Origin of the sequence: Ktedonosporobacter rubrisoli (assembly GCF_004208415.1) — a bacterium.
Taxonomy (GTDB): Bacteria; Chloroflexota; Ktedonobacteria; order Ktedonobacterales; family Ktedonobacteraceae; genus Ktedonosporobacter; species Ktedonosporobacter rubrisoli.
This window is the reverse complement of the sequence record NZ_CP035758.1, coordinates 3,492,504-3,516,116: the sequence shown is the minus strand read 5'-3', so window position 1 is coordinate 3,516,116 and position 23,613 is coordinate 3,492,504. Positions and strand designations below refer to the sequence as shown.

General features: G+C 53.9%; 23 protein-coding genes and 1 pseudogene. 8 read left to right on the top strand and 16 right to left on the bottom strand.

Annotated elements, in window-relative coordinates:
• Positions 1-151 precede the first annotated feature (151 nt).
• From EPA93_RS15735 to EPA93_RS15675, 13 genes are all read right to left on the bottom strand, one after another.
• Complete coding sequence (locus tag EPA93_RS15735) at positions 152-568, bottom strand: acyl-CoA-like ligand-binding transcription factor (RefSeq protein ID WP_129888423.1); 417 nt, start codon at positions 566-568, stop codon at positions 152-154.
• Complete coding sequence (locus EPA93_RS15730) at positions 555-785, bottom strand: TetR/AcrR family transcriptional regulator (RefSeq protein ID WP_129888422.1); 231 nt, start codon at positions 783-785, stop codon at positions 555-557. Before EPA93_RS15730 ends, EPA93_RS15735 begins: the two co-directional genes overlap by 14 nt.
• Positions 786-1,103: 318 nt before the next feature.
• Positions 1,104-2,396 carry an NAD(P)/FAD-dependent oxidoreductase gene (locus tag EPA93_RS15725; protein WP_129888421.1) on the bottom strand — a complete coding sequence of 431 codons (1,293 nt, stop codon included), beginning with the start codon at positions 2,394-2,396 and terminating at the stop codon, positions 1,104-1,106.
• 402 nt (positions 2,397-2,798) lie between these two features.
• Positions 2,799-4,337 (bottom strand): phytoene desaturase family protein, encoded by a 1,539-nt coding sequence (crtI, locus tag EPA93_RS15720; protein WP_129888420.1) that lies wholly within the window; start codon positions 4,335-4,337, stop codon positions 2,799-2,801.
• A complete protein-coding gene (locus EPA93_RS15715; protein WP_129888419.1) occupies positions 4,334-5,902 on the bottom strand; it encodes a carotenoid biosynthesis protein in 1,569 nt (522 codons plus the stop codon). Before EPA93_RS15715 ends, crtI begins: the two co-directional genes overlap by 4 nt.
• On the bottom strand, positions 5,899-7,056 hold the full coding sequence (locus tag EPA93_RS15710; protein WP_129888418.1) for a glycosyltransferase family 2 protein: 1,158 nt from the start codon (positions 7,054-7,056) through the stop codon (positions 5,899-5,901). Before EPA93_RS15710 ends, EPA93_RS15715 begins: the two co-directional genes overlap by 4 nt.
• Positions 7,046-8,047 carry a phytoene/squalene synthase family protein gene (locus EPA93_RS15705; RefSeq protein ID WP_129888417.1) on the bottom strand — a complete coding sequence of 334 codons (1,002 nt, stop codon included), beginning with the start codon at positions 8,045-8,047 and terminating at the stop codon, positions 7,046-7,048. Before EPA93_RS15705 ends, EPA93_RS15710 begins: the two co-directional genes overlap by 11 nt.
• Positions 8,048-8,164: 117 nt before the next feature.
• Positions 8,165-8,806: a TetR/AcrR family transcriptional regulator gene (locus tag EPA93_RS15700; protein WP_129888416.1), complete on the bottom strand. Its 642-nt coding sequence runs from the start codon at positions 8,804-8,806 to the stop codon at positions 8,165-8,167.
• A gap of 566 nt (positions 8,807-9,372) precedes the next feature.
• Positions 9,373-9,948, bottom strand: a complete 576-nt coding sequence (locus EPA93_RS15695) for a hypothetical protein (protein ID WP_129888415.1) — start codon at positions 9,946-9,948, stop codon at positions 9,373-9,375.
• Positions 9,917-10,507, bottom strand: coding sequence for a hypothetical protein (locus tag EPA93_RS15690; protein WP_129888414.1), 591 nt, complete (start codon positions 10,505-10,507; stop codon positions 9,917-9,919). The genes EPA93_RS15695 and EPA93_RS15690 overlap by 32 nt, the downstream gene beginning before the upstream one ends.
• A gap of 166 nt (positions 10,508-10,673) precedes the next feature.
• Complete coding sequence (locus EPA93_RS15685; RefSeq protein WP_165423151.1) at positions 10,674-11,966, bottom strand: glycosyltransferase; 1,293 nt, start codon at positions 11,964-11,966, stop codon at positions 10,674-10,676.
• A gap of 64 nt (positions 11,967-12,030) precedes the next feature.
• Entirely contained in the window at positions 12,031-13,038 is a 1,008-nt protein-coding gene (locus EPA93_RS15680; protein ID WP_129888412.1) for an N-acyl homoserine lactonase family protein, read from the bottom strand.
• Positions 13,035-13,766, bottom strand: a complete 732-nt coding sequence (locus tag EPA93_RS15675) for a TetR/AcrR family transcriptional regulator (protein WP_129888411.1) — start codon at positions 13,764-13,766, stop codon at positions 13,035-13,037. Before EPA93_RS15675 ends, EPA93_RS15680 begins: the two co-directional genes overlap by 4 nt.
• A 226-nt stretch (positions 13,767-13,992) precedes the next feature.
• Here EPA93_RS15675 and EPA93_RS15665 point away from each other — a divergent pair.
• The 4 genes and pseudogenes from EPA93_RS15665 to EPA93_RS15650 form a co-directional block, all read left to right on the top strand.
• Positions 13,993-14,402, top strand: a pseudogene (locus EPA93_RS15665) (IS110 family transposase); the annotation flags it as partial.
• 213 nt (positions 14,403-14,615) lie between these two features.
• Entirely contained in the window at positions 14,616-14,969 is a 354-nt protein-coding gene (locus EPA93_RS15660; RefSeq protein ID WP_129888408.1) for a DUF1428 domain-containing protein, read from the top strand.
• A gap of 508 nt (positions 14,970-15,477) precedes the next feature.
• On the top strand, positions 15,478-15,957 hold the full coding sequence (locus EPA93_RS15655) for a site-specific integrase (RefSeq protein WP_129888407.1): 480 nt from the start codon (positions 15,478-15,480) through the stop codon (positions 15,955-15,957).
• A 96-nt stretch (positions 15,958-16,053) separates the two neighbouring features.
• The gene (locus EPA93_RS15650; protein WP_129888406.1) at positions 16,054-17,061 is read left to right on the top strand and encodes a P-loop domain-containing protein; all 1,008 of its coding nucleotides are present in this window, start codon (positions 16,054-16,056) and stop codon (positions 17,059-17,061) included.
• Between the two features lie 14 nt (positions 17,062-17,075).
• On the opposite strand, the gene EPA93_RS15645 is transcribed toward EPA93_RS15650, so the two are convergent.
• Together EPA93_RS15645 and EPA93_RS15640 are read right to left on the bottom strand one after the other, a co-directional pair.
• The gene (locus EPA93_RS15645; RefSeq protein ID WP_129888405.1) at positions 17,076-17,282 is read right to left on the bottom strand and encodes a hypothetical protein; all 207 of its coding nucleotides are present in this window, start codon (positions 17,280-17,282) and stop codon (positions 17,076-17,078) included.
• 2 nt (positions 17,283-17,284) lie between these two features.
• Positions 17,285-17,635, bottom strand: a complete 351-nt coding sequence (locus EPA93_RS15640) for a hypothetical protein (RefSeq protein WP_129888404.1) — start codon at positions 17,633-17,635, stop codon at positions 17,285-17,287.
• On the opposite strand from EPA93_RS15640, the gene EPA93_RS15635 reads away from it, so the two are divergent.
• The 4 genes from EPA93_RS15635 (at position 17,613) to EPA93_RS15620 (ending at position 21,745) form a co-directional block, all read left to right on the top strand.
• On the top strand, positions 17,613-18,140 hold the full coding sequence (locus EPA93_RS15635) for a helix-turn-helix domain-containing protein (RefSeq protein WP_165423149.1): 528 nt from the start codon (positions 17,613-17,615) through the stop codon (positions 18,138-18,140). The genes EPA93_RS15640 and EPA93_RS15635 overlap by 23 nt on opposite strands.
• The gene (locus EPA93_RS15630; RefSeq protein ID WP_129888402.1) at positions 18,088-18,564 is read left to right on the top strand and encodes an IS630 family transposase; all 477 of its coding nucleotides are present in this window, start codon (positions 18,088-18,090) and stop codon (positions 18,562-18,564) included. The genes EPA93_RS15635 and EPA93_RS15630 overlap by 53 nt, the downstream gene beginning before the upstream one ends.
• Positions 18,565-18,677: 113 nt before the next feature.
• Positions 18,678-18,866 (top strand): hypothetical protein, encoded by a 189-nt coding sequence (locus tag EPA93_RS15625; RefSeq protein ID WP_129888401.1) that lies wholly within the window; start codon positions 18,678-18,680, stop codon positions 18,864-18,866.
• Positions 18,867-19,096: 230 nt separating this feature from the next.
• Positions 19,097-21,745 carry a LuxR C-terminal-related transcriptional regulator gene (locus tag EPA93_RS15620; RefSeq protein WP_165423148.1) on the top strand — a complete coding sequence of 883 codons (2,649 nt, stop codon included), beginning with the start codon at positions 19,097-19,099 and terminating at the stop codon, positions 21,743-21,745.
• 20 nt (positions 21,746-21,765) lie between these two features.
• Here the strand turns inward: EPA93_RS15620 and EPA93_RS15615 are convergent, their stop codons facing one another.
• Positions 21,766-23,238 (bottom strand): coproporphyrinogen-III oxidase family protein, encoded by a 1,473-nt coding sequence (locus tag EPA93_RS15615; protein ID WP_129888399.1) that lies wholly within the window; start codon positions 23,236-23,238, stop codon positions 21,766-21,768.
• Between the last annotated feature and the right edge of the window lie 375 nt (positions 23,239-23,613).

The window sequence follows — 23,613 nt, the reverse complement described above, 5'->3', positions numbered from 1 at the left end:
TTCCCGATCTTGATTGTTAAAGTTCATCAAGGGCCTTCTTGATAAAAAAAGCTGCTGTATCTGTTTGTCCTCTCCTGGAATGATCAATAAAAAGAGGGAAAAGCGCAATCAGCAAGCAAAAGAAATAAATCGAGTACGATCATGTGGCCCCTCATTTATCCCCTGAAGCGTTGATTCCATGCTCTAACAGATCGAGACCAGACATGACTATAGCCAGGAGATCTGCATGGATTTCCTCAGAAGACTCCACTTTCAAGCGCCGCCTCGCGTATTCCGCAAAGATCCTCGCGTAAAGGGCCAGGATCAGATGCGCAACGAGGCGAGGCACAATATCGTCTAATTGCCTGCCCATATCTTCCGCAAGAACATGGGCCAGATCCTCTTCAACAGACTCAGCCATTTGCCGATCACGAGCCTGCAGGGAGGGGCTTTCCTGAATCACCTGGAAGACCTGCTGCCGCTTAGAATCCTGCTCTGGAGGCGGCATCGCTTTCATAGGTTCGAGGCTGCCGAGTAGCAACTGGCGTAGAAAGGAGAGCAATGGTTCCCTTTTCTCACGTTGACGCACGAGTCCTGCCAGGGAAGCCTCCATAGGTCGATGGAGGCCAAAAAAGGTCCTCTTTAGTCGGAAAATAGTTATAGACGGTATTCACCGACACATCAGCCACTTCGGGCACTGTCACCTGGTCAAAGCCACGCTCAATAAAGAGCTCCATCGCTACTCTGGCAATCTTCTCTCGTGTCTGCTGCTTTTTTCGTTCACGTCGTCCTGGTGCCTGTGTCATAGGCGCATTGTAGCTCTTTTTGCAATGGACTGCAAGATGGGGTTGACTTTCTCTCTGCATCTCATCTATAATTGTGGTTGCTTAAAAAATTAATGATACGTAAAAATATATAAACTGCAGAAAAGAAAACGATAATGCAGATGTCTTTGTTCCCGTTTTGATTATTGTTGCCTGACCAATTTTATCTTACAAAGAACGGCTTCGTTTTGTCGAGAGATGAGCACGGCAAGAGTTGGTTTCAGAGAGTCTTGGTGATGAATGCTTCCTCCAACATAGCTTCCTCTGGCGCTTTTCCGGTAATGGGCTCCTCTTGAGGACTCATGGAGTTCCTTCTGACTGCCTCAAGGTCTCTAATACGGTTCTTGCTGCATAGATTCCGCTCTGCAGCGCGCCATGAATGCTGCTCGACTGAGTATACTCGCCTGCCAGATAGAGGCCCTTGAGTGATGTGCGATTCCCTGACAATTGATCGAAGATGCCTGGTTTTTGCGTAAACTGCGAGAAAGGAATGCGATAACAGCGCAGGAACATCCAACTCGCTAGATCATGCTCTGGAAACCAGCTGCTAAGCTCGCTCAGGCAGCGTCTAGCCATGCGTTCATCATCCTGTTCAGTAAGATCCAGAACTGTCACCGAGAGCAAGTGCCGTCTCGGCGGGGCATAGGTCGGAGCAATATTACTTAGCAATACAACGTGATTCACGTATGACGCAGGATCGGTATGCAGGACAATGGCACGCTGATCATACAAACGCTCCGCTCCTGCAAAGTAGAGACACGTACACCCTACACCCTCAGTAGGCAAAGGCAGGCCAGTAAGCTTTGCGGCTACTGGACTTTCTGTTGCGATTACCACCTGATCAGCCTCCACTTGCTCCCCATTCGAGAGGCGCACACCGATTACCCTGCTGCCCTCACCTCTCAAGAGCTCGCTTACGCGTGCATGGTAGTGGATGGTTCCAGAAGGCAAGGAGGAGGCCAGTTGTTCAGCGATGCTTCCCATTCCCTCCGCGGGTAGAATCGTCTGCCCCTCGGCCAGCATCTTCAAGACGAATTGAAACATGCGTGCGCTCGTCGAAAGCTGGCGATTAAGGAAGATACCCCCGAAGAATGGTCGGGCAAAGTGCTCTATAAATCCCTGTTCTGCAAAGCCAAGCCGCTGCAGATACTGTTCGGTTGATACATCTTGTCCTTGCAGTCCCTTGCCTGCAAAGATCTCATCTGGTGAGAGGCCCAATAAAGGGAATAAGCCTAACAAACGCCCTTTATCGATGATAGAAACAAGTGGGTTGGCCAGACTTGTCAATGCTTTGTCTGGTTGTCGGCGTGGGTCAGCCAGGACAAAGCGTTTACCATTATTGACAAGCAGTGTTTGCGGATCAAAGCGGCGTGGTTTGAGATCATCGTAGTTGAGTAACTGCCGCACGGATGGATAAGCAGTGAAAAGCACCTGAAAGCCTCGATCTAGTCGATAACCTTCCTCATGCATGTCGGTGCGTACCCGTCCACCAACCCGGTCACTCGCTTCTAGAATTTTGATAGATTGTCCTGCATCCGCGAGAAGTTTAGCGCAGGCGAGCCCTGCCAGCCCTGCTCCTACAATCAGAATCATCGATAGCTCCTTCCCTTACAAGAGATAGTGTATCTTCTACCTCTGCATTGAATGCAACATACTGGCGCTCAGAGGAGGTAAACGCAGCCAGACCAGCCCTTTGACTTTGCGTGCCACCATCATGCTCTACTCCTCGCGCCATCGTTTTGAGCAACAATGGTGCAAGAAAAGCACCATCTATTAGACTTCCTTCTGTGTCCTCACGAGCGCCGGGAGCGGCCTCATGAATGGATCTGCCCTGTAGAAATCATCGCGATTCCCTAGTGCCCGGAAGGTAACCGCCGTAAGCGCGATCAAAGCCAGAGCAAGAGTGCGGCCACAGAGAGTGCCACCTTACTATCGTGCAAATTCCATAGATTCCGGCTTTCTCCTTCGTTTTCACTCTATGCCTCTGCGCCTCACTCACCGGCTGGCCATTGCCAGGTCCCTGAGCACCAGCTGGCTTGTAATCTCAGCCGAGAGCAAGACGCCAGGAATACCCGCGCCTGGATGCGTCCCGGCGCCTACAAAGTAAAGGCCCCCAATCTCTTTTGCCCGATTGTGTGGTCGCAGATAGGCCGATTGGAAAAGCGTGGGTTCAAGCGAAAAAGCGGCTCCCAGATGACTACGTAACTGCGAGGCAAAGTCAAGCGGTGTAAAGCTCTGCTCGGTGACAATGCTCTCGCTTAGCCCTTTCAGCCCTGCCTCCTGCTCTAGATAGTGTAGTATCCTCTTCCGTAATGCAGCTGCCTCGTGTTGCCAATCGATGCCATGCGCGAGGTTAGGTACTGGAGCCAGGACATACAGACTTTCGCCTCCAGCCGGGGCCAGTTGTGGATCGGTGTGTGCCGGCGCTTGCAGGTAGAGTGCCATGTCCTGAGGCATCCCATGACCATCAAAGATCCGCTGCACATGCTGGCGATAGTGATGTGGCATGAAGATGGTATGATGACGTAACTGCGGGAAATTCCGCTTGAGACCCAGATATAGCAAGAAGCAGCTCATTGAGTAGCGAGCATGCGTAAGACGCCAACTGTGTATGCGCGATTGTTCCTCCTCTGGCAGCAACTTAAGGTATGTGGTCGCTATATCGCTGTTCGCTATGATAATCTGCGCCGGCAAGCTGGTACCATCCGCAAGCCGCACCCCGCTGACTTGCCTCTGCGCGAGTTCTATGCGCTCAACCGGCGTTGCATAGCGGATCTCGCCCCCCAGTGCCTGAAAGAGGCGCTCCATTGCCTCAATCAGCGTATACATGCCACCTTGGGCGAAGTGGACGCCGCCAAGACGCTCCAGATAGGGAACGATACTGTAGATCGCACTGGCGCGAAACGGGTTTCCACCGATAAAAAGCGGGTGGAAGGAGAAGACCATGCGCAGGTGCGGATCACGAAAGTAGCGTGACACAAACGAGTAGACGCTCTGTTGTGCCCCTAGATGGAATAGTTCAGGCAGTACGCGTAAAAAGTCGCTCCCATGCAAGAAAGGCTGCTTCGCGAGATCGACAAAGGCACGCTCATAGATGCCCTGCGTGGCCGCGAGAAAGGCCCGATACCCCGCTACATCACGTGGCTCGAAGCGTGCAATCTCGGCTTCATCCGCCTCGGCTGTTCCCCAGTAGTCGAACGAGCGTCCATCATGGAAGATAATGCGGTAGAACGGGCAAAGCGGGATCATAGATACATCGTCACGCAGGTTGCGCCCGGCGACCTGCCAGAGATCCTCCAGCAGATGTGGAGCAGTGATTAACGTGGGTCCCATGTCGAAGGTGAAGCCCTGGGTTCGAAGCTGAGAGGCGCGGCCTCCGGGTCGTTCACGTGCCTCCAGGAGCGTCACAGGATGACAGGCGGCTTGCAGGCGAATAGCGGTGGCCAGCCCGCCGAAACCGCTACCGATGACAAGAATCTTTTGCTTGCCGCTAGCGCGTGCTACTGGCATCTTTCCAAGAGAAAGCGGCTTCATAGCTGCATCACCCCCTCTGTAGATGCAGCGGGCGCAGTGGAAGGGGTAGAAAGGGCGTGAACACGCTCCTCAACAGCCTCGATGAACTTGTTCGTACTCCCAAAATCTTGCCGAAAGAGTGGTTGTCCTAAGCGGAGCGTTACCTGCCAGCGCTTGGCATGCTTGTAATGCAAGCCAGCCGGGATGATCGCGACCCGGCAGGACTCATCACGTTCCGCTAGCTCCGTCAGACGTGCGAAACCTGCTCTGAAGGGCAGGAAGGCATCCTCACTCTGTTTGGGCGTGAAGATCGGATCGATGGTTGGATAAGCTTCTGGGAAGATCACCAGCGCCTCGCCGCTGCGCAGAAGCTGGATAGACGTGGCGACGGCGCAGCGCAGATAATGTTGTACCTCGCAGGACGAGTAAGCGCCCTGCCCTGCCGGAGTATATGCTGCGAGTTGTTCAGCGCGCAGCAGGATTGGCCAGGCGAGGGCTTCACAGGCCCGCTCCATCACCGAGCGCAACCAGCGTTGTTTGATCCAGTCCGGGGCGACGAGGATATGTAGCCGGCGTGGGACGCCGCTCAGTAGTATACAGCCATCGTAAAGATGATGGAAGTGACGCGCTGCGATTAGCACCGGTCCACTTTGCGGTATCCACTCTACCCCCTCAATCGTAAGTAAGATCTTGCGCCTGACGAGAGCGCGACTTGCCACACGTACGGTTAGATGCGACATGAAGCGCGTGAAAGCGGCTCCGTCGATGGGTCGTTGGGGAGCAAAGAGCGTGAGCGAGGCTGGTAGCAGACCGAGAAGGATACCGATCACCGGCGGTAGGATAAGGCCAGAAGAGAGGTTTAGCACAATGGCGAAGCAGGTATTGGCTGCATAAATGCCAAAGGGAAGCCAGGCAACCAGAGGTTTGCTATCGAGCGGGCTGCGCCAGAGCACCCTGCTCACACTGGTATAGATAAGCCCCGTCACCGACCAGCCGAGCAAATTACTGATGGGCATGCCGAAGTAAAGACCGTTTGTGTACCACACCCAGAAATGGATTGGCAGGTTGTTATTGGTCATGGAAGGATCAAGGGTGAGGTCCCATACGGTCAGCAGATAAGCGCCTCCCAGCACACTCCAGAGAGACTTGTGCGACCAGTTAGTGCGCGCAATGAGCAGATGTGCCAGGAGAAATGAGGTAAAGCCCATATAGAACCAGGAGAGCGGAATCGAATAAGGCACATGTCCCAGGATTTTCCCGCCCAGAAAATTGGTATATGCATAGGGGCCAAAGGGAAAGCCCGTACTCGTTCCCAGCAGTTCCATGCTGAGAGAAATCAACGTGGAAGCGCAAAAAAAGATCAGCGTCTTGCGTGTGTCAATGAAGAACAGGCCAAAGAGCAGCATGGTTGCTGCACCCAGCAGAATATGCAATGAGCCTGCATAGCGGATACCAAAGTTAAAGACTTCCGCGCCATAGGCTGTGCGGTCCCATAGTTCAGGATGGGGCATTGCGATCAACAGGCCTCCCAGGCCGAACACAAGCGCTGCCAGGTGACAGCAAAAGAGAAACTTGACAGCTTTCATCGCTTACCTCCTCGTATGAGTATTCGTCCGCGCCATATGTAGTGATGTTGCATCGCACTGATCCCTACTTTAAACGCGACGGGTAGATCACACAGTGGTGAGAGCCAGTAGGACCAGGGACGGCGGCTGTAAGCGCGTGAGGTCCCATATAAGACACCAATCCTCATAGCTGTAAAGAAAGCATTAAGCAGCAGGAGCCAGCGGTTGCGGCGGGCCGTGCATAAAAGCATGAGGAATAACGGCAACGGTGCAGCTTGCACCAGGGCAATTTCCAGCCAGCCAGAGAGTGTCTGCCAGCCGGAGAAACGATCGTGCATTGGTAGTGAACGTGGCCAATTTCGCCAGGTATCGCGCCAATCTTCATACATCCGCACGCTTATCAGATCCTCGGCCTCATAGAAGCCAATCTGATGCCCGGAGGCGGCTAACTCTCGGGCAAGCGTGATATCTTCACAAACGGAATCGCGTACACAGGCAAAGCCTCCACAGCTCTCCAGGGTCTCACGCCTTACCAGAAAACATTGCCCGTTTGCCTGGATTGCGCTGATTGAGCGTGTCGCATAGCCAGGAATACCAAAACGATAGACGAGTGTTGTTAGGAGAGCAGGATGTAGCAAAGCTTGCCCGAGACCATCAATCTCTTGCCGCGTGGCAAGGCTGCAAGCCGTGAGCCCGGTTCGATGCATATGAGCCAGTAGCGAGCAGACTAGCCAAGGGGATGGCCGCACGTCGGCATCCAGGGTAAGGACCCAGGAGGAAGTGGGTTCTACATGGCGCAGTCCAATGTGCAGGCCCCAGACTTTGCCATTCCACCCCTGAGGAATTGGACTGGCATCGAGCAGACGAATGCGCGGATCTCGTTGTTGATAGCTCAGCACAAGATCCTGTGTCCCATCGCAGGAGCCACCGTCCACCACGAGGATCTCGCTCACCTCTCTGCCAATTGTCCGCAGGCCTTGCAAACATGAAGGCAAACGATGAGATTCATTGAGCACTGGAATGATTACAGAGAGATGTTCTGCCTCGTCCAGATCTGCTGACATGACGAGTTGCAGGCGCGTCCCCCTCGCAGTGCTCAGCAGGCGTTTGACAACACGTAAGCCAGAGATAAACTGTGCCAGGCCTAACACCGTCAGCAAGATATCACTCTTCATATACGCACTCCAGTTCTGCAGGAGAGGTTACTTCCCCATTCCTCCAGAGAAGATCCAGCAAAAAGACAATGCCAGCTTCACCCAGCTTAGTAAGCCACGAGGTTGAGGCGCGTTGGCGAAGGACATCGTACTGGCTGCGCTCGATTTCGCGCAGAATGTTCCGATATAGACGACCTGCCAACAGGATAGGTAGACGACAGTCAGGTGTAAGTAACCAGACACCTTGCAAACTCTCTTGATAGTAGAAACGAGCGCGCTGAATCTGGTAACGCATCAGTGCGCGGAAGCGTTCATCTGGACCCTTTTGCGCTTGATAGAGACGCAGTAAATGTTGAGAGGAAGATCCGAAATGCTCTAATTCCGAACAGGGCAGATAGATGCGCCCAACAGAGAGATCACTGCCAAGGTCACGCAGGATATTCGTAAGCTGCATAGCAATGCCAAGCTGTTTTGCTGCCAGGCGGGCCTGCTCAGAGTGCACACCAAGCACATAGCTCATTGCTATCCCAACGGTGCCGGCAACCTGATAACAGTAATGATATAGTTCAAGGAAATCACGCGCCTGGACTGGCTCTAGATCTGAACGCAGACCATCCAGAAAATCATCGAAGATGGCGACCGGGATCTGGTAGGTCTCCTGCAGAGAGGCGAGGATAGTTCCAAGCGGCTCACGGGGCGCATCTGAACGTGCGCCACAAGCAAACCAGTAGTGCCAGGCGTCCAATTCTTGTCCGACGTCGTTACGGCACCAGCCTTCACCGCGCTCATCCACCAGATCATCCAGGGTACGAAAGAATGCATAGAGTGAAACTACCGCACGGCGTACTGCCGTAGGGAAAAAGCGCGCGGCAAAGGAGAATGTTTTGCCATGCGTTGCCAGGAGGTGCTCTTGCCGCGTAGAGGTCAATGTCCAGAAACAATCAGAAGGCATATCACTTTCACCTGATGTCTTCCCTTGCGCAGGTAGCTTGATATGCGGGTTGCTCTTCATATCTGATGGCTCCTTCTTTCACAATGACATTTCATAAACAAACATACACAGTTTTCTCTCTCCTGAGAATTGGGCCATCCCCTAGCTTATCAAGTGATAAGGAAGGGATAAAAAAAATTATGTCCGCTCCGGGGCGGCAAGTCCATGAAGTAGAAGGCGCACCACCAGATCGGCGACGGCTCCATGAGCAGCCGACTCTGATTGCATTGCTTGCTTCTGTGGCTGCCGCGTAAAGGCCGAGAGTGTCGTCATAAATAGATAGGCTGATTGGATTGGTGCTAATCCACCCTCTTCCGATGAGCGGAGCCTGCCCTGACGAATGCCTTGCTCAAAGAGGGTAGCCAGCGGAAGGATAAAGCCCTCGCGAAATTGCTCATCCAAGACTAGACGCGCATCAGATGAGAGCTCATAGCGTACGTCATGCAGCATCAGGTTCAGATCATATCGGCTCCTGCTGAGGAGAAAACTAGCGATGTGGCGTAGCCCGGTCTCTACCTCTTCGGAACGGCGAACAATACGCTCAAGAGCTGCTTTGATCTTGGCAATTTCCTCTGAGACGACGGCCAGATATAAGTCCTGCTTCTCAGCAAAATGGTGGTACAAAGCTGGTTGGGTTAAACCACATGCCTCGGCCAGTTGGCGCGTGGTGACAGCACGATAGCCATACTGCATAAAGAGCTCATAAGCCACGCGCATGATCATCTGTCGGGTTTCCTCTGCATCTCCCTGAGCACGGTGTTTCTGCTGCCTTGGGGCCACTGTTGTTGTTCTCTCCTCTGGCCAAGAATTATTTTTTAGTTATCACTTGATAACTACTATAGGAGAAAAGAGGGAAGATGTCAAGGGTAGGAGCTGGCTTCTTGTCCATAAGAGAATGGTGCAAAGCTACCCACGGTTTGCGCAACGAGTTAAGCTCAAGTAAAGGTACGCGCATAAAGTTACCATTACCCCAGCATCAGAACGAAGGTTGCGAAGAGCACTCATAATTGAATGGGATCAATCAAGGACCGGTAGCCTGGTGAGGCGATAGTGAAGGCAGCAACACAACGGGAGCGCGTGGTAAGGCTAGGCAGCGGCAAGCAGATCGAAGCCAAAGGCAGAGGCAAAGGTGGCTGGAAGTCCATGAAGCGTGACGATCAGTCTGGGAGCATCCTCTTGACGAGCATTGCGTGCCAAACGCTGGTTCCAGGAGAGTCGCCAATGCGCGCTTCGCTCGGGTGAAGATCTGCTCTGAGGGCGCTGTTGCGCCACCACGCGCAACAGGGGCAGAGCTTTCCAGGCAAATGATTTGATTGCGGACCCGCTTCAGCCAGGTCAGCTGAATGCTACAGCGCGGCCAGTCGCGCCAGAGCAGAAGCACGTGGTGCGCTGATGGTCTCAGCAGGAGGCGAGGAATCCGAGTGCGGGGCGTCCAGAGGCCGGGGCACCGCACTCACTCGTCGCAGTTTGAGTGTGCTGAGACTCTCCTGACACTGTGAGCGTAAGGGGCAGGAACAGCAATGACCGATGCGTACGGCGTACAACACTCGTAGAGAGTCATTCTGCTCGGGACGCCGAGCCTTCGGGTACAGCGGATGGTTGGCAGGGCAACGCAGGGTCCCATCTGGCTGCGGAGTGAATGTGGAGCCAGGAAAACCATGGGGAGAAGATGGCCGGGCCCATTGCGGTGGACCGTACACGCCCGGAGGTGTTGGGGCGACCTCTGGTGCTGGCACATTGGTCGCGGGCTGATCTGTGTCGCGCGCGTGGGCAAATTCGGTGGTGCGCAGCTCGGTTGGAGAGAGCTGTTGGCCCAACTCCAGCCGGATATCCCACGTCCATTGAGCCAGGATCTGGGCAAATTCCTTGCCGCAGGAGGTAATGAGAGTACTAGCGATCTGCGTCTTGCTCCTTGTCTTCATCGGCCAGTACGGTTTCAAATGAGCCACGATGCAGGTACAGTTCAAGGATATCCGAAGTCGTAAACGCCGGGGAGGGAAAGGTGCTGAGAAACAACTCGTAGACGATTCCGTCGCGCTCGACACCACCAGCAGGGTCAGGGGAGGTTCCCGCATGGGTTGCGACCGCCAGGCGCACGTTGGGACCGGCTGGTGTGACGGGGGCGGACGCACAGTCATAGAGCAAGCGCGTCATGCCGCTTTCCGCGTGCGGACTCACGTGGTCAGGAGCATGAGCCAGGCGACGTTTTACCACGTCAAGATCCAGCAGATGAGAGGCTCGACTTCTCACGAGCAACGTCAGGTTCGCCGAGAGCACATCAAGCGGGGGCGCGGCATCGCCGTACAACCCATCTAGCCGCACGAGGATGGAAGCGAGGGAAAGCCCAAAGGGTATGGCGTAGCTGCGGCTTACCTTGATCGCTCGTTGCAGTTCGCCTCGGGAATCCCACTGACTGCTCCGCCAAACATGCCGAGAAGCTGATGCAAATGTGACGGACCGCACAACCGTCCGGGTGCGCACAACTTCTCCTCGCTTCCGTTCGGTGTAGCTCGGCGCGCAGACCTGATCAAATCGGCGATTTGTGGCAGAAAGCCAAGCTTTCCTGCTGAGAGCGCAGGCCGGTAGCTCTGGCCCTTGCCCCTTCCCGGCTCGCGTCATACACGGGACGAACGGCTCCCAACCCGCTTCAGTGGGCTGTCTGCTGGGCTCTGTGGCCAGCGAGGTATGCGTTGAAGGCACTCACCGCTTGCCCAACGCCGTTCTCTGCGCGGATCTGTTCGCCCAGAGCGGCAGCGTTCGCGCGCATGCGCTCATCCGTCACCGCCTCGTTGATTGCTGCACTCAGACGCTCGGCCGTCAAACGCGTGTTCCGAATGGACTGAGGACCGGCCCCCAACGCATGGACACGCTCTCCCCAGAATCCCTGGTCTCCCAGAAACGGGATCACGATGGTTGGTTTCCCAGCGCGCAGGCTGGCAGCGACCGTGCCAGCCCCCCCGTGAATCACCGTCGCTGCCATGCGGGGGAAGAGCCAGGAATGGGGAATGGATGCTGTTTCATACACGGTCTCTGGCCATGTTGTGTGATGCAAAGCTCCCCATCCGGTCGTGACCACGGCGCGTTGGTGCGCCATCGAGAGGGAGCGTGCGACTTCGCGGGTCAAGGCCTCAGCGTGTGGGTTTGCCATGCTCCCAAAGCCGATATATACTGGTGCAGGACCGGCTTCAAGGAAACGCACAAGATCAGCAGGTGGCTGGAACGTCGCCTCTTCCTGCAGAAACCAGTAGCCAGTGACCAGACTTTCGGCAGGCCAGTCTGAGGGTTTCGGCAACACAGCAGGACTGTAACCATAAACAATGGAGATCTCTTGCTCACGTACGACCTGCGAAGGATTGTGCACCGCCTGGGGTGAAAGGCCCAGCAAGGCGTGGGCCTCGCTTTGAATTGGCTTCTTGAGCATACGCCAACGCATCGAGTCGAGTACCTTGCCCGTCACCAGATTGTAAGGGGCACGCGCCACACCCAGCCATGCTGGCAACGAGGGAAACAGAATGCCTGGAAAGGCATGTGTTGGCTCGATGGGCTGAAGATAGGCCGCCATACAGGGCAGGTGCAACTGTTGCGCGATGGGAAGACAGGCAAAGACCGTAATGGGATTGAACACGATCGCATCAGCTTGTTGACAAGCGGTGTAACACTCGCGCATAGCAGTGCGCATCAGCGTGTTGACCGCAGCCAGCCGTGCCGCGATTCCCGTTCGTGTTGCTCGTTTTCCCTCCTCTTTGAGTGATGCCTCCAGCACCTCTTGGGGATCGCCTGACAAGGGGAAAAAGTGCAGGCCATGGTCGAGCACAAACGGCTCAAATTGGGCGGTGGTTGCGAGTGTGACCTCGTGACCAGAGCGCTGCAAGCCCTGTCCTAATGCGACATAGGGCTGTACATCGCCCCGTGTGCCGCCGGTGAGAATAGTCACGCGCATACAACGTTTCTCCTTTACTTGGTGAAGACTGGTTTTCATCAGAAGCTTGCAGGGCACCTGGCTCTCAGACCAATGCTGGCTCTGTGACTGTACCCACACGCCCCTCATCGGCTGGAGGAAGAAAGTGGGGCAAGGCGTCTGGGACCAGGTGGTATCCCTGCTCAAACATCCGTGCCTCATATGCTTTAATGGCCTGCCGCGCCTTGAGAGAAAGGTCTCCAGCTGAGAGACCTGGCTCAAGATACCGAGAGAGATAGGCGGTGTGGTCGTGCATGGGAGCAATCAGCAGGTCAGGCTCAGCCTGGCGCAAGCGTTGGATCTGTCGAATCGAAGCAAGCTGCTGGTGCTGGGCAGATTTGCTCAGCATGATCGCTCGTACCTGGTCGACTGCCAGGTGGCGCAGCGTGTAGAGCGTATCCCCAACAATCAGCACAGCATAGCCCTCCATGCGAATCAGGACGCTGAGATGACCTGGAGAGTGCCCTGGTGTGGGTAACAGGAGAATACTCTCATCTCCCAACAGATCTTGACTTCTCTCAAAACTCTGATAGGGCCCGGACGAGAAAGCCACCAGTTCCGGCTTTCTTCCCACCAGCGTAGGTGCCTTAGCAAGCGGGAAAAAAGGGCCGAGCAGCTTCGCGTTCCACTCGACCTGCGAGACAACGAGCTTCGCCTGAGGAACGGCAGGTAGTCCGCCAATATGATCTTCATGGATATGGGTCAGGATGACCATCTGGATCTCTTCGCAGCGATATCCAAGACGCTGCACCTGTGCGCGAAGTTCAAGCGCTCGATCGAGCTGATACTCGTCTTCGTCCAGGAGCAGATGCAGGAGTGGCCCTTTGTAGTACTGGTTGTGTTCGTTGGCCTGCTCCCAGTTAATGCCTGCGTCAACTAGAATCAGACCAGCCTCTTGATGTTCGATCAAGTAGGCATAGATAGGAACCATAATAGAGTGACTTTTGTCTGTCACGAAGCGCCAGAACCCGCGCCAACCCGTCCACTCTTTCCCTCCATAAAACTGCCCATACGGGACCTTGGTGTTCCCAATATGGAGTGGATATAGCTTCATCGTGGGTCTCCTTTGTCAGATCCAGTTGAGGGATTGTTTTCCGATGGGATCATCCAGACGCTCAATGCTTGAGCATCGACGAGGGATAAGGAGTGGCTCGGTACTCCAAGCACGCGCTCGACCGCCTCGGTCGAGGCGGCAACCACTTCTTCGATGAGCAGCGAGTCGTCCTGTGTTGCTTCCTTGGAGAGAAGCCATCTCGCCAGAGTATCTGAGAGATCCTCGACGAGAGACAAAATGACGCGGCCTGTTTGATCGGGATACGAGAGCGTCATGCTTCCCTCCTGCAGCCCTTGATGAAGGATCACCGCAAGCCTCGGCGCGAATCGTTTCACACGCATTTCGCGCAGCTTTTGACGGAAAATGGCATTCTCATCGAGATACCACACACGCAGGAGCGTCAGCGTCATAGGTCGCTGTTCGGTCTTCCACTCTACCAGGGTCGTAAAGAAGTGTTGCAGTTTGTCCAGGGCAGAGAGCGTCGAATCCTGCAGAACAGGGAGAAACCGTTGCTCAACTCGCTCCAGGAGAAGATCAATCAATCCCTCCAAAACCGCCTGTTTGGAATCAAAGTAATGATAGAGGGCTCCTTTGGACATCCGAAGAGCATCCAGGAGATCCTGGATCGTCATCTGCTCATAGCCTTTGGTAGCAATCAACCGCTGTGCCGCATCGAGAATCTCGTTGCGTTTGGCGGCATAGTCCTGTTCTTTGACCGTACGTGCCATGCTCGCTCCTCTCATTAATAAACCGTCTGCTGTTTATTTTAAGAGAAGTATACCAGGTGAGATGGTGGCTGTCAAGATGGATGAGAGAAAATGAGCTGGTAAGAGATCAGGGTACCGATATGCAAGGGGAGTGACTTGAGAGTGAGCCTGAGACCAGTTCTTGACAATTGATGCTCACTCGCCTAACGATGAGCTCTTCAACTACCTCGTTGCACAACCCGTGGGCTTGTACGATTGGCTCAAGGGACTAGGGGTCACCAATGTCGCGATGGAAAGCACCGGCAGTTTCTGGAACCCCATCTTTAACATGCTAGAGGGGCATCTGGAGGTGATGGTCGTCAATGCCCAGCACTTGAAGGCGGTTCCTGGGCGCAAGACCGATCTCAAAGATGCGAATGGATCGCCGACTTGCTCCAACACGGACTAGTACGACCCATTTTTGTGCCTCCGGCCTGGCAGCGAGAGCTACGCGAACTGACGCGCTACCGTGCCAGTTTGGTGGAAGAGCGTTCGCGCATCATCAATCGACTCCAGAAGGTCTTGGAGGATACCAATATCAAGCTGGTTGCGGTGGCAAGTGACCTGATGAGCAAGTCGGCGCGTGACATGCTCGTCGCCTTGCTCGCCGGTGAAGTAAGGCAGATCCCATCAAAATTACATAGAAACGATGATATACGTTATTTGGAATAGCCTTTCATGTTAGAATAGCAACAACGAATGCTTCTTCTCTCTATGAAGACAGGATGGTGCTCCAGGAACGGGTATAGAGTTCTGGACGGAGACACACCATTTGGCTTCATGCTTGCTGCTCAACGGTGATAACGAGAGAGACAGGAGAAAGGAGAAAGAATGTTCACATCGATCTATCTCTATCGCGTGCCGAAAGCGCAGGTGGATGCCTTCTTGCAGATACAACGGGAAGCTGCTCAGATCTATCGCTCCTATGGAGCTCTTGATGACGTGACCTTTGTGGCAAGCAACCTGGAAGCCAAGTATGGATGCCTGGCCTTTGATGAGACCTTCCCTGTTGGAGCAGACGAAGTGGTGCTGATCAGCCTCAGTTCCTTTCTTGACCGATTCCATCATGATGAAGTCATGAGCAAGGTAGACGTCGACGAGCGCATTGACGAGCTCTACCAGCAGGTAACCACCCTCTTGGATATTGGGCGTGTGATACGTGGAGAATTTGAACAGGTTGTCTAAATGCCCTCATGTGGAAGAGGTATGAGCGGTCCCTAGAGTGACTTCCTGGAAGAGTCCGAAAGGGGCACAGATGCTTTCACCGACAAGTTCAGATGCTCTTGAATGGTTCCGCTATCCGTTGGCTGCAGCTCATGATCTCGCAAAAACGTGACTAACCATGGAAACGTTGCCGGGACTAGCCCCCAACATGCTTGATGTTTACGCCCGGGGCCTTGATGACTTTCTTAGTTTCTGCTAGAGAGCAGATATTTCGCCCGTGGCTGCCACACGGGTAGATCTTGCTCGCTATGTCGGCGAGCTTCGTGGGCGTTCTCGCTCCTCGGCGAAGCCTGGGTCTCCAGATCGCGTCCCAACGACGAGTCTGTCAAATGCGACGCTTCAGCAGCGTCTAACGGCGGTTCGCTTGTTTTTTTGATTTTCTCATCGAGGAGGGAAAACGAGCAAATCATCCGGTTGGTCGTGGAAGATATACGCCTGGGGCTTTGGTGTTGAGCGCGAACGAGCGCTCGTGCCCCGCTTCTATACCATGCTGTGGATTGCGAGCGATGAGCAGTGGAGGGCCTTTCTGGCTGTGGTCAAGCAAGCTCCGCTGCGGACGTGCTGTATGGCTGCCCTGGCCTATGATGCAGGGCTCCGCCACGAAGAAGTGTGTTCTGTGCGAGGCGACGATCTCGATCCATCTCAGCGCATGGTGCGCATCCGAGCCGAGGTTGCCAAAGGAAACCGAGAGTGCGTCGTTCCCTACTCAGCTATCACAGGCGAACCCTTGCGGACTTACCTGATCCATCGGCGAACCATTGCCATGAGCAGAGGCCCTGTTTCTCTCGGAGTTGCCCAGTTTGGTGGAGTAAACAGTTTGTATTGGTTCTCCCTGCTTTCTATCTCCTTTTACGTCGTCCGACGAACATCTGCTACTCGCGTGTGTCGTGACACTTTGCCCAGAGGATATCCCTCTCCATTTTTGGCTGGTGAGAGGTTTCGGGATTGACGTGCTCATTGATGGCATGGATAATGAAAAAGGCAAAAGAAGGATCAGGACAGACCCTTCTGAGATCCTCAAAACTGCTTTTGAAAGAGTTGCGGCATGCGGAATACAAAATTGATCTTGATTGAAGGAATACCTGGATCCGGCAAGTCTACCCTGGCACAATCCGTCACCCATGCTCTCACACGCTCTGGGATTGCCTGCCGATGGTGGTACGAGGAAGAAAAAGATCATCCACTCTATGTCTTTCACGATCATGCGTCCTTGCAGCAGACCATTGATACCCTGACGGCTGGGGGCTACCATCAGATTATAGAGGCTGTTCTGCTGAAATGGAAGGAGTTCTCACAGCAACTTCAATCCTCGGAGACCATTGTGATTCTCGATGGATGTCTCTTTGGCTATCTCACCTGGAGCTTGTTCCCACTGAACGTTCCAGCCGACGAGATCCAGAGCTATCTTTCTCAGGTGGAACAGATTCTCCATCCTCTTCACCCCTGCCTCATCTACTTGTATCAACAAGATGTGGCGCGTGCGCTTGAGAAGATTTGTGAGAGGAGAGGTGGTGAGACACAATCTCGCTTCATTGCAGGTGCGACCCAATCATCCTATGGAAAGCAGCGCCAACTCCAGGGATTTGATGGAATGGTCACCTACTGGAAGGATTTCCGTCACCTCATCGAGACGGCATTCTCCCAGTTCGATGCCTCTAAGATGGCTCTAGAGAATTCGGCGGGCTCCTGGACGACGTACGAACAGAGTGTCATAACATTTCTTCGCCTCCCTCCACAGGAAAAGGCAGCCGTTGCATCTTCCGAGTTTGAGCACTTTGTTGGAACATACTCCTTTGAGGAAGATGGAGGCCAACATGCTTGTCTAATTCTGCTCGAAGAGGATCATCTCATCGTCGATGGCATGCCACAGGTCTGGACAAGGACGAGACTCATTCCGCGATCACACAATATATTTGCTGTTGAGTCACTGCCGTTCCAGATTACCTTTGAAGAAGATGCTCATGGGGTCATCATTGGGATGAGTGCAACAGGATCGGCTCTGCTGTTTGGGACTGCTGATCATTTCTTTACCCGAGTGCAGGAGAAACGTTAGGGAAGAGTTGAGGACTACGAGGATGGGGCGTCCTGCTCATGTTCTTCCCGCCGCCGAATGCGCACGCGTACTTGTTCAACAAAGCTCCGATACGGCTCCAGTTCCGCCAACTTCGCCTCTAGCTCTACCATCCGTGCATCACGTTGTAGACATGCATTAGCCAGCGTGGCAAGTTGTTGTTGCAGGTCCTCGATCTCCTGTTGCGCCTTTCGCAAGCGCATGACTAACTGAGATTATTTGTAGTTGAGCAACCGATCACGAGGGGATGGCAGTGAAGATGTATCATCACTGGTTTTTCGCTTGCGTTTGGTTCGTTGGTGCTGCTGGCCCGGAACAGCGCGATAGCATCCTCATTGTGGACATACGAGGAGTAATGCAAACCACATTCAGCGTAGACGCTCTGCGCGGTAATATCCTGTTTTTTCTCGTTGAGTGAGGCATTGGCGGCACGTAGACGCTCAATTGTTTCTTGCTTACGTGCTGTCGTTGATGCGCGCAGGCCAGTGGTATCAAATCCGTTTAGGTAATATACTAAAGGTATGGCGAAACGCGTGACAGTCCAGGCCGACCTCACATCACAAGAGCTTCATGACCACTATCGAAGCGCCACCAATTCTGTCGAGCGGACCCACTGGCATATCCTGTGGCTGATGAAGGAGGGCCACACGCCAGACGAAATAGCATCCCTGCTCGGCTATACAGCCAGGTGGGTTCGCACGATAGTCCAGCGCTGGAATAGGGCTGGAGAGCAAGGCATTGTTGACCACAGGCTCACGCTGAAAGGCGCTCCCTGCCTCCTGAGCGTCGAGCAACAGCAGGAACTTGATCACGCCTTAGATCAGCCGCCTGCTGATGGTGGCCTGTGGAACGGTCCCAAAGTGGCGGCCTGGATGGCGCAGCGTCTAGGACGACCGGTGGACCCTCGCCTTGGCTGGGAGTACTTGCAGCGACTAGGCAGAAGCACTTGCGTCCTCCGCCCGCAGCATGAGCAGAGCGACCAAGGCGCCCAGCAGGCGTTGAAAAAAACTGCCAGAGGAGGTCGAAAAGCTGCGAGAGCAGTATCCAGAAGCCCAGATTGACCTGTGGAGCCAGGATGAGCATCGCATCGGCCTCAAACCGATCCTGCGTCGGGTCTGGGCTCGCAAGGGCAGCCGAGTGCAGGCCGTGGTGCGACCGCGCTATCAGTGGATGTATCTCTATGGGTTTGTCCAGCCTCAAAGCGGAGCAACCAGTTGGGCGCTTCTGCCTACGGTGAATACACCAGCCTTTTCTCTGGCTCTGGCCTCCTTTGCCCAGGAACAGGGCGTTGGACCACACAAGCACATTCTTCTGGTTCTCGATCAGGCTGGTTGGCATAAGAGTGCCGGACTCCAGATTCCCGAAGGCGTGCATCTGCTGTTTTTGCCCCCGCATTCGCCTGAACTCCAACCAGCAGAACGCTTGTGGCCGCTTACCAACGAGCCGCTCGCCAATCGGATCTTCCGTTCGCTTGATGAACTGTAAGACGTTGAGGCCGAGCGCTGTCGCTGGTTACAAGCTCATCCTGAAGTGATTCGGGGTTGCACATCCTTTCATTGATGGCCTGCTTCTTTAGACACTACTTAAACAGATTTGATATGAGCGATCATGTGCGACCAGGGGTTGCAGCCACAACTAAAGGATATTGGCCTGGGCAGTCGGAAAGTGACTCCAATGTCAATGCGACAGTAGCTGAACGTGACGCCGATATGGGTTCGGGGGCTGTGTACCACGATAATCGGATTGAAGTGACCCTTGCTGGATGTGCGACACAAGAGAAGGTGTGATTGCCTGCAAGAGCGCAGCAAAACCTAGAAGGGCATTAAAGATAGCTATACCAGCAGCCTCCCGCCCTCTTCAGATAGCTTTGTTCGTTCCCGAGCTTGATGCCGTTTCTCCCATGGCGAAAATCACCCCCAAAAAACGACACGTAAGAGCGTATTTTTTCTTGATGGATGCTTACACTTCATCGAGAGAAAACCAAGCTCCCAGGAGCACACAAGAAACAGAACACTCTTTGCCTGGAAAACGAGCAGCTCATGGAGAGCTGGAGGTAGGAAAGACCTCTCTCGCCCTACCCAGACAGCGAGGAGAGCCATTGCCTGTTCCTTTGACTCCTCTGATTGGACGATGGCAGGAGCCGGAAGCGCTTGCCGCGCTCTTGCAACGATCCGAGGTGCGTCTACTTACCGTAACCGGGCAGGCAGGAGTAGGTAAAACACGCCTGGCCTTGCAGGCTGCCGCTCGCCTCGCAGCGGACTTTCCAGATGGGCTCGCATTGCTGCCGCTTGCAGGAATTCAGGACCCAACGCTGCTTCTTCCTACAATTGCGGCACACTTCAGACTGGGCAATCGGAATACCCAGCCACTGCTTGAACAACTCCAAACGTATTTCCAGGATAAGCAGCTGCTTCTGGTACTTGATAACTTTGAGCAACTTCTGCCGGCTGCTCCTTTGCTCGCGGAAGTGTTGTTCTTCTCACCTCAGGTGAAAGTGTTAGTGACTAGCCGCGTTGCCCTGAGACTGCGCGGCGAACAACTCTTAGTGGTTCCTCCGCTTGCCGTCCCTGATCTGGCCCAAGACCCAACGCGTGAAGAACTTCTTCAAAATCCTTCTGTGCAACTTTTACTAGGATATGTCCAACGCGTAGACTCCTCCTACCAGCTTACAGATGAACAACTGTTAGCTCTGGCGCAGATCAGCACACGTGTCGCAGGGATTCCCCTGGCCCTGGAACTGGCGGCCGGGTGGCTTCAGACACTCTCCCCTCAAGCATTGATCATGCGGCTCCAACAACATTGCCTTGCTCTGCTTACACGGGGTAGTACTGACTTGCCTAAGCATCAACAAAGTATGCGACAAACAATTGCCTGGAGCTATCAGCTGCTCTCTTCGCAGGGACAGCATCTCTTCCACTATCTGGCGGTCTTTGCAGGAAGTTGTTCATTTGAGGCCCTTGAGGATGTTGCTCTGGCCATGGGATGCAGTGAGCAACAGGTGCTCGACGGACTTGCCTCCTTGATCGAGGCCCATATTGTGGAGCGGCAGGAACTGCAGAATGGGCAAAGTTACCTGGTTCTGCCCGATCTGCTGCGCGAATATGGGCTGGAGGTCTTGACCTCCACAGGAAGACTCCTCCAGGTTCAGCTAGCGCATGCGAGGTATTATCTGCACCTGGTTGACAGGATCATGCCCTTTGGGCTTCAGTCCTCTTCGCAACCAGATAGGTTGGCAGAGATCAGTCAGGCTTACGATAATGTTAGAATGGCTCTTTTCTGGTTATTAGAGCAGCCCGAGAAGAGTGAGCAAATCCTACACACTTCTGAGATGGCCTTACGTTTGTGTACATCGCTCTCCGGTTTCTGGTATATGAGTGGACATTTGAGCGAGGGACGACAATTTCTCGCGCGTGCGCTAGAGAGAGCTGCAACGGTTTCCATCTCCACCCACATCATTGCGCTCACTACTGCCGCTTTTCTAGCCTTGTTTCAGGATGACTACGAGCAGTGTGTACTTCTCTGCCAAGAGGGGCTACTCCTAGCTCAGAAAGAAAATCGTCCCGCCTTAAGCGCATCGGTGCTCTACTGCTGGAGCTGGGCAGAAGCGAATCGAGGCCATTTGCCCGAGGCCACACGATTGGGTGAGCAGGCCTTACAACTCAATGCTTCAGTGGAGAATCAGATCGGCCGCGCGCTCTGCTTATATTCTCTGGGCTTTCTCTCCTCGTTACAGGCAGAGTATCCCCAGGCAGTCTTCCAGCTAGAGGAGAGTCTCGCGCTTTTTCGAAAGCTAGAAGACGTCTCTAGCCAGGCCAATGTACTGCTCTGCCTGGCCGAGTCGCTCTTTGCAGCCCAAGAGGATCTCCCACGTATCCAGGAATTGCTTGAAGAGAGCCAGGCGCTTCCGGTTACCCTGGCCAACACCATCTATCCAACTAACTATCTCGTCCTCTTGGGAGAACTGGCCCTGAGTCAGGGTGATGTGCTCAGGGCGCGCCAGCAGTTTACGGAATGCCTGGCAGCAATGACCCGGATGGGGGATAAGCGAAAAATAGCCGTCTTGAGCGTTCGGCAGGCAGAGGCAGAACTGTGCGAGCACAATTATACTGAGGTTGAAGCACTCTGCTCAGCCAGCCTCTCCTATTATCTGAAGAGCAAGGGCTATGCCTGGGCTGCTTTGCCTTTAGAAGTTCTGGCCAGAAGTCATGCGGTGCGGCAGCAGGGTCGAAAAGCGGCATCCCTGTGGGGCCAGGCCCAGGCCTTACGCGAACAGTTCCATTTTCCCTTGTCAGCTCGTGAGCGTGCTATCTTTGCTGCGGCAGAGGCTGAAGCGCGCGCAAGTGTCGGGTCGGATACCTTTCTCGAAGCCTGGCGGGAGGGCTACCACTCCGGTTGTGCTATGCTAGAGGATCTCGCCCCTACTACTAATCTGGCCTTTCAGAGCGGATGCACACCACCGCAACCTATCCTTCCTGATCATCTGACCAGACGGGAAGTTGAGGTCTTGCGCCACCTGGCGCAGGGGCTCACCAGGGCACAGATTGCTCATAAGTTAATCATTAGCCCGTTGACAGTGCAGTCCCATATCCGCTCCATCTATCGCAAAGTAGGCGTCTCAACCCGCAGTGCAATTACCCGCTATGCCTTAGAGCAAAACCTGCTCTAGTAGCCAAGGCGTTTGTGGCTCTATCTCAGTTCTGTTGCTCCTACTCTTATAGGAATGGACGCGCGTTTGCTCCGAGTGGGGAAAAATGCCATCTCTTCAATTGGACGTCCATCAGAGAGATAACGAATAACTGCTTTCGTATACCTTCTCTGATCCTGGCGAGGCATCAGTGCATACATATAATTGACATACATGAGCCAGCCAGTCTCAGTAATTTCATAGGATGTGCCACGATCAGCAGCCAGCCCCTGAACCACCGATTCTTCGAAGGCCGCACGTGTTTCGGGATCGACATTGTTCCAATCAATGTTTGCCTTTTCTAAGACTCCACGATAAGGGAAAGCGACAATCCCTTTTCCGGCAACTTTCACTCCGTTATAAGCATGAAACCATGCTCGCTCTTCTCCGCCCAGCAGCCGATCCATATACTGCTTCCGGCTTTTGACGTTGTAGACGAGCTGAGAGCCAAAGAAACTGGCCGCACTTGCGCCATAGCCGTCAATAAAGTCCTCAGCGTACCCATTGAACAGATCGTGATACAGGAAGGTGGCTCCGTTACGCTGTACGACAACGCGTGGATGGTCAGCAGGCGCTATATTGCGTGTGAAGGAATGACCATTATGAGGAACATACCCCTGGGCCCGCATGTATTCATTGAGAAACATACGGTAGCTGAGCTTTGTATTCGCGGAAAGTGGCTTCAGCCCATGTTTAGCAAAAGCCTGATGCAAGCGCAGCTGGGAGGAACAGTTGTTAAGGGGGTAGAAATCGATGGTTCTCGTTCCTAATTCCTTGATCAGGTCGATATCTGTGACGAAATCATCAAGCGTTTGCCCAGCCATCCCATAAATCAGATCAACGCCCGTCAAGGGGAAGCGCTCGTTGACCCAATCAGCTACCCGACGAATCTGATCTACGGTTGCCGTCATGGTGAAGAGCTCACGATAGAGCGAGTTAAAGGTCTGCACGCCGAAACTCACGCGATTGACCCCGATCTGCTCAAAGGCTTTGAGCTTTTCCAGGGTCACACTCTTGACCTCGCATTCAATCGTAAATTCTTTGAGCCGGCTCAGGTCAAACGAGCGATGTAATGCTTCACCTAATTGATAAAAATGCTCGGCACGCAGAACCGAGGGAGTTCCTCCGCCGAAGAAGATGCAATCGACCGGGGTTGAATGGATAGTTGGGTGCCTGTGTTTGATTTCAATCTCCCGTAACAGCGCTTGCACATAGAGATCGAGCTCATCAGTTCCCTGGAAGGGGCCGCGCGTAAATGGACAGAAACTACAGATGGTGTCGCAGAATGGCACGTGCAGATAGAGCGCCCGTCTGCGAGGCTTTGAAGCAATCTGCTTATAAATCGAGAAGGGATCAGGCATTGGTGGCTCATAGGGCGTGAAGGGATAGGTCCAGTTCAGGATAGGAACCTGATGGTCAAACTTTAAGAGTGTTGGCCAGGGGCTGACATGCATGGGTATTTGAGCAGCTTGCATTGGTTACATTTCCTTTTAAGGTAATATCAAGACATGCCCATTCGGCAAAGGGCCTGAACAAACGATACCTTGCGCGCATAAACGATTGGGTGCGCCAGAGAAAGCTGTGTGCAAATGAGTGGCCTTCTTACTGAATATCGCTCTCCTCAAACTTTATCCGCAACAGTGCTGAGCCCGCATCCCTCGACCGAAGTATTTTTAAACGGCAAATGGCTTGTTGCATCCCTCCACCGTTAGGGGGAGAAAACCTTCTCTCATCCAGAATTCAGTTCCCATAAAAATACCTCGAACGGGAGATGTGTTTTCTTCTGCACTCCGTGTACACTTCCAGGCAGATAAGTTAGTGAATACGAGAGGAATTCAGAGGGGCTTTGG